General features: G+C 74.6%; 8 protein-coding genes. 1 reads left to right on the top strand and 7 read right to left on the bottom strand.

The features are described from left to right. Positions 1-113: 113 nt before the first annotated feature. From ACWGJO_RS10400 to ACWGJO_RS10375, 6 genes are all read right to left on the bottom strand, one after another. Positions 114-821 (bottom strand): hypothetical protein, encoded by a 708-nt coding sequence (locus tag ACWGJO_RS10400; protein WP_452183051.1) that lies wholly within the window; start codon positions 819-821, stop codon positions 114-116. A 323-nt stretch (positions 822-1,144) separates the two neighbouring features. Further along, the gene (locus ACWGJO_RS10395) at positions 1,145-1,930 is read right to left on the bottom strand and encodes a GNAT family N-acetyltransferase (protein ID WP_452183050.1); all 786 of its coding nucleotides are present in this window, start codon (positions 1,928-1,930) and stop codon (positions 1,145-1,147) included. Between the two features lie 60 nt (positions 1,931-1,990). After that, positions 1,991-2,557, bottom strand: coding sequence for an RICIN domain-containing protein (locus ACWGJO_RS10390; protein WP_452183049.1), 567 nt, complete (start codon positions 2,555-2,557; stop codon positions 1,991-1,993). 43 nt (positions 2,558-2,600) lie between these two features. Further along, positions 2,601-3,458, bottom strand: a complete 858-nt coding sequence (locus tag ACWGJO_RS10385) for a peptidoglycan-binding protein (RefSeq protein WP_452183048.1) — start codon at positions 3,456-3,458, stop codon at positions 2,601-2,603. Positions 3,459-3,500: 42 nt separating this feature from the next. Continuing rightward, entirely contained in the window at positions 3,501-4,403 is a 903-nt protein-coding gene (locus ACWGJO_RS10380) for a CAP domain-containing protein (protein WP_452183047.1), read from the bottom strand. A 133-nt stretch (positions 4,404-4,536) separates the two neighbouring features. After that, positions 4,537-7,467, bottom strand: coding sequence for an AfsR/SARP family transcriptional regulator (locus ACWGJO_RS10375; protein ID WP_452183046.1), 2,931 nt, complete (start codon positions 7,465-7,467; stop codon positions 4,537-4,539). Positions 7,468-7,609: 142 nt separating this feature from the next. Between ACWGJO_RS10375 and ACWGJO_RS10370 the strand changes: the two genes are divergently transcribed. Next, positions 7,610-9,070: an AfsR/SARP family transcriptional regulator gene (locus tag ACWGJO_RS10370; RefSeq protein WP_452183045.1), complete on the top strand. Its 1,461-nt coding sequence runs from the start codon at positions 7,610-7,612 to the stop codon at positions 9,068-9,070. On the opposite strand, the gene ACWGJO_RS10365 is transcribed toward ACWGJO_RS10370, so the two are convergent. Continuing rightward, entirely contained in the window at positions 9,064-9,564 is a 501-nt protein-coding gene (locus ACWGJO_RS10365; protein ID WP_452183044.1) for a hypothetical protein, read from the bottom strand. The genes ACWGJO_RS10370 and ACWGJO_RS10365 overlap by 7 nt on opposite strands. Positions 9,565-10,009: the final 445 nt, after the last annotated feature.

Genomic DNA, 10,009 nt, shown 5'->3' with positions numbered 1-10,009 from the left:
TTCCCGCGGCCAGCCTCTTTTGTTAAAACTCCCCCGCCCGGGGGCTGCCGCCCGGGGGGGGGGCCGGGCGGGGGGGGGCGCCCGCGCGCCCCCCCGCCCGCACCACCCGGGCATCACTTCCAGTTGAGGCCCTTGCCGAGGGTGTACGGCTCGCCCCAGTACTCCGCGCCCGCGACCTTGGAGGCCTCCGGGGACATCGCCACCGCACAGGACGTGGCGGACTGGCCGTTGGTGAAGCCCTTGGGCAGCGACTCGCTCTTGCACTTGGGGAAGGAGCCGATGACCATCAGCTCCTGCGCCTCGGTGCCGTCCGCCAGCAGGCCCTTCATGTGGTTGACGCTGGTGTAGGACAGGTCGGTGCTGCCGGCGTTGGTGACCTTGTAGTGGATGTAGTACGGCACCAGCCCCTTGGCCTTGTCGCCCAGGTTGAGCGAGGTGAGGTCGGCCGGGTCGCCCTTCTCGATCGAGGTGACCGCGAGCGCGATGGTGCCCTTGGTGCTGCCCGAGCTGAACGGGATGGTGGCGGCGTCGCCGAGCTTCAGGGTGGTCCCGGCCGCCGGGGCGCTGTCGGCCGGCGCGGGCGCGGCGGCCGTACCGGAGGCGGTGCCGCCCGCCGGGACGGAGGCCGAACCGCCGGCGGCCGGGGTGGTGGCCGCGGCGCTCGGCGAGGCGGCCTGGGGCGCGGGCGTGCCGGTCGCCGGCGGGGTCGTCGCGGTGTCGGACGACGAGGCGTCGTCGTTGCAGGCGGTCAGGGTGAGCGCGCCGACAGCGGCCAGCGAGGCCAGGGTCAGGGCGTGGCGACTGCTGCGGATGGGCTTCACGTGTGGATCCCCCGTGGTTGCGGACCCCCGGTCCCGGCGGTCCTCCTGAGGGACGTTCATAGCGCAGCGCGAACGATCGGAACCATGGGTTCGGCGCCGCTTTGACACGCTCGTGACGAGTCCCTGGCGCGGCCGTGACAAGGGATATCGACTCGTGATCCACCGCCCGGCCGGGCGGTGGCGGGGCGCGGCCCGGGGCCGGTGCGGGGGCTGTGGGGCGCCGGTGCGGGGCGGGTGAGGGGCGCGTGGAGGAGCCGTGACCGGTTGCCCGCGGTCCGGTCCGCCGCGGTCCGGCTCCCGGGCCGCGGTGTCCGGGACGCGCCCTATGAGGTGGCGCCGAGCACCAGCTCGTTGTACGTGGCGACGGTGGTGAAGCCGAGCCGCTCGTACAGCCGGATCGCCGGGGCGTTGTCGGTGCGGACGTTCAGGCCCAGGTGGTCGGTGCTCGCGGCCAGCCGGCGGCAGAGCGCGGTGACGCAGGCCCGGGCGAGGCCGCGGCCGCGGGCGTCGGGGTGGGTGGTGACGTTGCCGAGCACGGCGACCCGCTGGGCGGGCGAGTGGACGTGCACCCCGGCGACGGCCAGCAGCCGGCCGTTCTCGCGGACGCCGACGTAGCCGCCGCCGGCCAGCATCCGGGGGTCGAACCAGGAGTCGGGGTAGGACTCGGCGAGCAGGGCGCGGACGCCGTCGACGTCGGCGAGGCCCAACGGCCGGGTCTCGTGGGTGTCCTCGGCCGGGAGCTCCGCCGTGAGGAGCATCCGCAGCAGCGGGGTCCGGCGCTCGACCGCGTAGTCGGGTGCGAGCGCCCGCTCGGCGCCGTCCGGCAGCCCGGCCGTGAACCGGCGGGGGAGGAAGGGCCGGAGGTCGCGCAGCAGCGCCTCCAGCGGCGGGAGGCCGGCGGGCCGGGCGAAGGCGAGCAGGACGGGGGTGCCGCCGCCGCTGTAGAGCAGTGCGACCGGTCCGTGCCCGGTGTCGGGAGCGGCGGTGTACCAGGTGGTGTTGGGCCAGAGAGTGTCGTCCAGGTCGCCGAGCTCGAAGAGGTGCAGCGCCGGATCGGTGTGGAAGCGGGCGGCGAGCGCGGTGCGGTCGTGCAGGCTGATGAGGGGCACGCGGACGAGGATAGGCCCGGTCCGCTCGACGTCGAGGAGCGGACCGGGCCCGGTGGTTCGTCAGCCCAGCAGCCAGCGCTGGGCCGGGTCACCGGTGTTGCAGGAGGTCACCCCGACGGCCTGGCCGCCGCCGTTGGAGGTGAGGCACTGCCCGGTGGCCGCGCTGAGGATCATGTACCAGCCGCGGTCGTTGTCCGTCAGCAGCCACTTCTGGTTGGCCGGCATCCAGTCGCCGGTCGGCCGGTTGAGGCCGTCCAGCCCGCCGGGGGTGTCCCAGAGGTGGACCGCGCCCGAGCCGGTGTCGAGGTCGATGACCTTGCCCTGCCCGTGCGAGATCGCCGTGGTGCCGTCGCAGTACTTCCAGAACGACCAGGTCTGCGCGGGCGACTGGTTGGCCGGATAGATGATGATCGGCTGACCGTTGGCCTCGACGTTGTGGTACAGGTCGAGCGCGCCGGCCCCGGAGCCGTTGTTCACGGCCGTCATGCCTCCCACGGACGGCGACAGGTCGCAGGCGCCGGCCTGCGCCGCCTGTGCGGCGGGTGCGCCCGCCACGACCGCCCCCGCGACGGCCGCGACGGCCCCGACCGAGGCGAGGAGCCTGCGGGTACGGGTGATGGTGCTCATCGGTTTCTCCTTCTGGTGAGGTGGGTGCGCCGTGTGCCCGGCGTCAGCCGCGCGGGACCGCGAGCGCGGCCCACTGCTTGGGGCCGGGGACGCCGTCGGCGTCCGCGCCCGAGTCGCCGAGCTTGTGCTGCCAGTTGCGGAAGGACTCGCGGTCGGCGCCGGACCACTCGGGCCCCGGGCCCTCGGCGTAGGCGGAGCAGCCCTCGGCGACGAGGCGCTCTCCCATCCGGGTGATGACGTCGCTGTTCCGGCCGTCCTGGAAGAAATCGGCGCCGGGGAAGGGCTCGTAGCCGTCGCCGTTGCCGTCGCCGCCGGCCGCCGGGGCGGTGCTGAACGGGGCGCCGCCGGCGGGGCTGTCGTCGGCGGACGCCTCCTGCCCGAAGTAGAGCGCCCCGGAGCGGTCCTTCCACTGCGGATCGGCGAGGACGACGCTCTCGGCGAAGTCCGGGATGCCGTAGCCGTGGACCCAGTCCGAGTGGCGCTCACGGGTCTTGAGGTAGACGCCGTCGCCCTCGGAGCTTCCCCCGTCGTTGGTGTTGCCCTCGACGGTGGTGATGGTGGAGCTGGTGTAGGCGACGCAGATGCCGGTGTGGCTGCCGCCGCCGGGCCCGAAGAAGACCTGGCCGCCGATGACCGGGTACTCGGTGAAGCGGTCGCGCTCCTTGAACCAGGCGACGCCCTCCGCGCAGGAGGCGCTCACCGGGAAGCGCCCGCCGTTGCCGGACTGCTCGGCGCACCAGGCGACGAAGGTGGCGCACCAGGCCTCGCCCTGGGACCACTCCAGGCCGGCGACGGCGGGGGAGAACTTCTGGATGTTGTTCCAGTGCCCGCCGCTGCGACCCTCGTGGTAGCCGACCTCGTCTCGGGCGATGCGGATCAGGTCCGCCGCGTTCGAGGACATGGGTAGGGACTCCTTGCTGCTGGAAGGGTGCCGGTCGGGGTCTCAGGCCTTGCCGAAGGTCTGCACGTAGCGGCCCCAGTTGCCGCGCTGGCGGGGCGCGTAGCCGATGCCGATGAAGTTGTAGTCGGGGTTGAGGATGTTCACCCGGTGGCCCGGGCTGTTCATCCACATCTGCATCGCCTCCGGCACGCTGTTGCTCGGGGTGACGTTCTCGGCGGAGGCCCGCGAGGAGAAGCCGGCGGCCGCGATGCGGTCCCAGGGGCTGCTGCCGTCGGTGCCGTTGTGCTGGGTGAGGTCGTGCGAGGCCATGTCGTTGGCGTGGCGCTGGGCGGCCGCGCTGAGGCGGTCGTCCAGGCGCACCGGCGGGGCGCCGACCCGGCCGCGCTCGGCGTTGACGGCGTTCAGCATCTCGGTGCGGAAGTCACCGCCGCCGGGCTGCGGCTGGGGCTGGGGCTGCGGCTGGGGCTGCTGCTGGCCGCCGTTGCCGGCGCTCCCGGCCGGGACGAGCTGCCAGCGCTGCGCCGGGTTGCCGTCGTCCTGCTTGGCCAGGGTGAGGGGCGAGCCCGGGGCGGCGGCGGTGAGGAAGAGCATGCCGTCGTTGGTGCGGGTGGTGCGGATGCGCACCCAGTCGTTGTCGAGGGGCTCGAAGCACCAGTGCTGGTTGGGCTGGTTGTGCTCGTTGTAGAGCCAGGTCTGGCCGATGGAGTAGTTGAAGTCCATGACCATGGCCTGGCCGCCTGCGTGCCGTCCGGTGGTCAGCAGGGTCTCCAGGAGGAAGCTGCCGTTCTCCTTGGCCCAGAAGGTCCAGCCCTGGGCGGTGGTGCCGTTGGGGCCCCAGGACTGGATGGCGGTGCCGGCGGTGGTCTGGCTGGAGCGGAGGTCGGCGACGGTTCCGTTGGCGGACTTGAGCGTCCAGTTCTGACCGTGCTGGGGGAGCGTGGGCATGGTTGCGCCTCTCGTCTGTGGTGTCGCCCCGGGCCGCAACCGCTGCGGCCCGGGGCCTGACGAGAGAGACGTTCCGGCACTGCGGTAGACGGTCGGTCAACGCGCGTAGTGCACCTCCGCGTTGATACCGCGTCTACCGCTCCAGCAGCCCCCTGACCTGCGCGGATTCCTCCTTGAGCCCCAGCCGCTCGTACACCTCCAGGGCGTCCGTCAGACAGGCCCGGGCCTGGCGTGGGCGGCCGAGGCCGGTGAGCGCAGTGCCGAGGGTGCGCAGCAGGGCGGCCTCCAGGGCGGCGCTGGTGCGGCGGGCGAGCGGGAGGACGGCCTCGGCGGCGTCGACGGCGAGCAGCCAGCGGCCGGCCTCGGCGTGGATGCGGGCGGCGAGGTCCCCGGACGCGGCGGCGAAGACGGTGACCTGGAGGGCGGCGAACTCCTCGCGGGCGCCGACGGCGTGGGCGAGCGCCGCCTCCGGGTCACCGCACAGCCGCAGTACCCGGGCGAGGTAGTAGCGGCCGGTCGCGGCGGAGACCGGGCCGGAGTCGCTCATCAGGCGGGCGCAGCGTTCGGCGGCGTCCCGGGCCTCGTCGAGGCGTCCGGTCTGGGCCGCGCTGAAGGCGAACTCGCCGAGCGCGCTGCCCTCGGAGCGTCCGGCGTCCAGGCGGCGGAACAGCCCCGCGGCGCGGCCGGCGTGCTCGGCGGCCTCGGCGTAGCGGCCGTGGACGCGGGCGTTGCCGCCGAGGGTGAGCAGGGCCTTGGCGAGGACCCGTTCGGTGCCGGTGGCGGTACAGATGTCGACGACCCGGCGGACCTCCTCCGCGGACTCGGCGTAGCGGTTGACGTGCCAGAGCATGGAGCCGCGCACGTACCGGGCGAGGGCGTGCGGGCCGTGGTCGCCGCGGGCCTCGGCTTCACCGGCGAGGCGTTCGGCGAGGTCGGCGATGACGGTGGTCTGGGTGCGTTCGGCGAGCACCGAGCTCATCCGGTCGGCGAGTTCGGCGGCGCGGTCGAGCGGCACGGCCGGGTCGGCGCAGCTCAGGGCGATGACGGCGGCGTGCACCTCGGCCTGCTCGCGCATCCAGCGCACGGCTTGCGCGCCGTCGGCGACCGGTCGGCCGGGGTGGGACACGGCCGCGTCGAGCAGGCTGAGCTCGACCGGGTCGGGCCTGCGGGCGGCGAGGTCGGCGTTGCGGGCGCTGGCGAGGCAGAAGTCGAGCAGCCGGTCGGTGGCGGCGGTGCTCTCGGCGGCACCGTCCTCCTCGGCGAGCCGACCGCGGGCGTAGGCACGGACGAGGTCGTGGAACCCGTAGCGGCCGAAGCGCGGGGAGTGCAGGAGGTTGAGGTCGACGAGGGTTTCGAGCAGCTCTCCGGTCTCGGCCTCGGTGCGGTCGAGCAGGGCGGCGGCGCAGGGCAGCGGGACGTCGGGGGCGTCGGGCAGGGAGAGCAGCCGGAAGGCGCGGGCGAGTTCGGCGTCGAGGCGGCGGTAGGAGAGCGCGAAGCTGGCTTCGACGGTCCGTTCGCCGTCGCTGAGTTCGGCCAGCCGGTGCTCGCGGCGAAGCCCTTCGGTGAGTGCGGCCAGGGTGAGGGAGGGGTCGGCGGCGAGCCGGGAGGCGACGATGCGGACGGCGAGCGGCAGCAGCCCGCACGCCCGGACGACCTGCTCGGCGGCCCCGGGCTCGGCGGCGACGCGTTCGGCGCCGACGATCAGGGTGAACAGCTCCAGCGCCTGCTCGGGCGGCAGGGTGTCCAGGCGCAGCTGGTGGGCCCCGGCGAGGCCGGTCAGCCGGTGGCGGCTGGTGACGAGGACCGCGCACCCGGGTGAGCCGGGCAGCAGCGGTTCGACGTGGCCGGGGGTGGCGGCGTTGTCGAGGACGACCAGGACGCGCCGCCCGGACAGGGCCGAGCGGTAGAGCGCGCTGCGTTCGCCGGTGTCCGGCGGGATCTCGCCCGGGTCGACGCCGAGGTCCCGCAGGAATCCGGCGAGCACCGTGCCGGGGTCGGGCGGGGTGCGGTCGGCGCCGCGCAGGTCGGCGAAGAGCTGTCCGTCGGGGAAGCGGTCGCGGACCCGGCGGGCCACGTGCACGGCGAGGGTGGTCTTGCCGACGCCGCCCATGCCGTCCAGGGCGGAGACCACGACGGCCCGGCTGCCGGCGCCGGCGAGGCGGTCGGCGAGGGTCTCGGCCTCCTCGGTGCGGCCGGTGAAGTCGGGCAGGCCGGACGGGAGCTGGTCGGGCGCCTGCCAACTGTCGGTTTCGGTGGCGGCCGGTTCGGCCGGGCCGGCGGTGGCGTTCGCGGGCAGCAGGGAGGCGTCCTCGCGCAGGATGCGCAGCTGGAGCCCGGCCGGTCCGTCCTCGCCCGGCGGGAGCCAGGCGCGGGCGTCCTCGTACACGGCGAGCGCCTCGGCCTTGCGCCCGGCCTGGTAGAGGGCGCGCATCAGGACGGCGGTGAGCCGGGGGCGGCCGGGGTGCTCCAGGGCGAGGGCGGCCGCCGCGGCGGTGAGGTCGGTGCGGTCGCCGAGGTCGGTGTCCAGCTCCAGTTCCGCCTCCTTGGCCGAGACCCGCTGTTCGGTCAGGCGGGCGCGGACGGCCTCGGCGTGCGGCCCGGGCAGTCCGGCCAGTGCCTCGCCGACCCACATCCGGTGGGCGCGGCGCAGCACCTCCCGGACCTCCTGCGGCGGCGCGTCCGCGTCGCGCAGCCGTCGGGCCTCGGCCAGCAGGGCGTCCCACTCGACCGAGTCCAGCTCGGCCCCGGCCGCCTTGAACGCGTAGCCGTCGCCGACCCGGACCAGCGGCATCCGCTCCGGGTCGTCCCCGGCGTACGGCCGGAACGCGGCGCGCAGCCGGGAGACGGCGAGCTGGACGGCCTTGCGCGGGTCGGCCGGTGCCGCCCCGCCCCAAACCCCCTCGACCAGCACCGGGACGGCCACCGTCCGCCCGGCCGCGCCCAGCAGGACGGCGAGCACGGCCCGCTGCTGCGGCCTGCCCAGTTCCAGCTCCTGCTCCCCGTACCAGGCCCGCAGTGGTCCCAGCAGTCCGAACCGCAGTCCGGACCCCCCGATGTCACCCATGTCCCGTCCCCGTCCCGTCCCCGAAAGCCGTTCTGTGCCGGGATCCCGCCAGTTCCGGCCGGACGGCGGGGCCCCCATACCCCGGCGGCCTATTCTCTGTCACAGATTGTGTACCGGATCGACGTCTTTCGAGAGGTGGGCGGTGGGGCTCGATTTCAGCCTGCTGGGTCCGCTGCGGGCCCGGTGCGAGGGCCGTGAGCTCGACCTCGGCCGACCGCAGCAGCGGGCCGTGCTCGCGGCGCTGCTGATCCCGCCGGGACAGCTGGTGTCCACGGATCGGCTGGTCGAGGACCTGTGGGGGGTGGACGACACCCGCTGGCCGAAGGATCCGGTCGGGCAGATCGGCACGCACGTCCACCGCCTGCGGCGTGCCCTGGGCGCGCCCGGGCTGCTGGTCGGGACCGCGGGCGGCTACCGGCTGGAGATGCCGCGCACGGCGGTGGACCTCTTCCGTTACGAGGTCGCGGTGGCCGAGGCCATTGCGCTGCGTCACCAGGATCCCCTGCGGGCGCGCGAGTCGCTGGCGCGGGCACTGGGTTCCTGGGAGGGGCAGCGCGCCCTGGACGGGGTGCCCGGGGCGTTCGCCGAGCGGGTCCGGGAGCGGCTCGCAGCCGGGCGGTTCGCGGCGGTGAAGGCACTGCTCGGCCTGGACCTGGCGCTCGGCCGGCACGCCGAGGCGCTGGATCCGCTGGCCGGGCTGGCGGCGTCGTACCCGCAGGACGAGGAGGTGCACCGGCTGCACCTGCTGGCGCTGCACCGCTGCGGCCGTCCGGCGGAGGCGCTGGCGGGGTACGAGGCGCTGCGGGAGCGGTTGGACGGGGAACTCGGGCTCGAACCCGCCCCGGCGCTGGTCGAGCTGGCGGAGCAGATCCGGCGCGGCGAGACCCCGGTGCTGCTGCGGCGGCTGCCGAGGCCGTGTCAGCTGCCGCCGGACATTCCGGACCTGGTCGGGCGGGCGGCGCAGGTGCGGGAGGCGGAGCGGGCGCTGAGGGCGGGCGGCACGCCGGTGCTGGGGCTGTCGGGCCCGGCGGGCTGCGGCGCGTCGGCGCTGGCGGTGCATGTCGCCCACGCCGTCCAGGACGCCTTTCCGGACGGGCAGCTGTACGCGGGCGGGCAGCTGTATGCGGGCGGCGGCGGCTCGGGCGCGGTGCTGGCCGGCTTCCTGAGGGCGTTGGGGGATCGCGCGGACTCCTCGGCCGGCCTCGACGAGCTGTCCGCGCGCTACCGCGCGGCACTCACCGGGCGTCGGCTGCTGGTGCTGCTCGACGGGGTGGCCGAGCCGGGGCCGCTGCTGCCCTCGGCGCCCGGCTGCGCCGCGGTGGTGGCGGGCGCGGAGCCGGGCGCGCTGCCCGGGGACGCCGTGCGGCTTGCGGTGGGACCGCTGGAGCCGCACGACGCCTACGAGTTGCTGGCCCGGATCGCCGGCGCGGAGCGGGTGCGGCGGGAGCCGGAGGCGGTGGCCGAGGTGGCCGCGCTCTGCGGCCACCTGCCGGTGCTGCTGCGGACGGCGGCGGAGCGGCTGTCCGCCCGGCCGCGGTGGACGGTGGCCGACCTGGTCAGCTGGCTCGCGCTCCGGGGGGACGGGCCGGGGAGGACTCAGTAGAGGTCGGAGGAGAAGAAGACCGAGCCCGGGCCGGAGAAGGGGCCGCGGTCGGTGGAGTGGGCGAGCCGGGGGATGATGCCGCCGCCCCAGTAGACGCCGGAGGTGCCGCCGGAGGTGACGGTCAGCTTGGCGTGCGGGTGGCCGGCGGTGCCGGAGGACCAGCAGGCGTAGCCGTTGGCGGCGTAGACGACGAAGTTGCCGTCGACCTGCATGACGGCCTTGTAGCCGCAGCCGACGGTGTTGCTGGCCATTTTGACGTCGCTGCCGAACTGGTAGACGACGAAGTTGCCGTCGGGCTGCATGATCATCCTGGTGGAGCCGGACTCGATGTACCAACCCGGGTAGAGCGGCTCGTCGTCCCAGATCGAGACGTGGTCGCCGGCCCGGTCGATCGCCGCCTCCGCGGTGCCGGTGGAGGCCACGGCCCCGGCCAGCGCGAGCGCGGTGGTGGCGGTGGCCAGGGCGATCTGCCGGAGGGCCTTCATCGTCTTCATGTCCCCGTGTACCTCGTGGTTCTCTCGTGCGATCGCGCCGCCTGGTCCTCGGGGCGCGGTGTGGCACGAGCTTGGGGGAGGGCGGTAGACAAACGATGAACGCCGGCGTTCATCGGCGTCCGGTAGTGGGGGCGGGCGGGGGCGGGGAGGAGCCGGGCAGGGGCGTTTGGCTTGGGACCGGAGTAGGAGTACTGTCTCCTAGTCGCCTGACAGGGAGCACCGGACACGCAGCTGCGCGGACGGTCCCGGGGCGGCCAATCCTCTGAAACACCACTTCCCGGTTCGAGCCGGGTCGCTTCGCCTGTGTGCGTCGTGGCCTGATGCTTATTCGGGGTGCGCGTTTAATTGGGTTGCGGTCGGATTCGCTTTTCGGAGCGGGGATCGGCTAGAGTTTGAAACGTCGGACAGGGCGTCAAGCCCCGGAAGACACCGGCGAGTTGGATGA

Source organism: Kitasatospora sp. NPDC054795 (assembly GCF_053611565.1).
Note: the sequence above shows the minus strand (reverse complement) of the source record. Positions and strands in the feature narration are given on the sequence as shown.

What these genes read in the sequence shown, in the direction of transcription:
- ACWGJO_RS10390 (WP_452183049.1), bottom strand. Translation starts at nt 2,557, where the DNA reads ATGAGCACCATCACCCGTACCCGCAGGCTCCTCGCCTCGGTCGGGGCC.
- ACWGJO_RS10365 (WP_452183044.1), bottom strand. Translation starts at nt 9,564, where the DNA reads ATGAAGACGATGAAGGCCCTCCGGCAGATCGCCCTGGCCACCGCCACC.
- ACWGJO_RS10380 (WP_452183047.1), bottom strand. Translation starts at nt 4,403, where the DNA reads ATGCCCACGCTCCCCCAGCACGGTCAGAACTGGACGCTCAAGTCCGCC.
- ACWGJO_RS10385 (WP_452183048.1), bottom strand. Translation starts at nt 3,458, where the DNA reads ATGTCCTCGAACGCGGCGGACCTGATCCGCATCGCCCGAGACGAGGTC.
- ACWGJO_RS10375 (WP_452183046.1), bottom strand. Translation starts at nt 7,467, where the DNA reads ATGGGTGACATCGGGGGGTCCGGACTGCGGTTCGGACTGCTGGGACCA.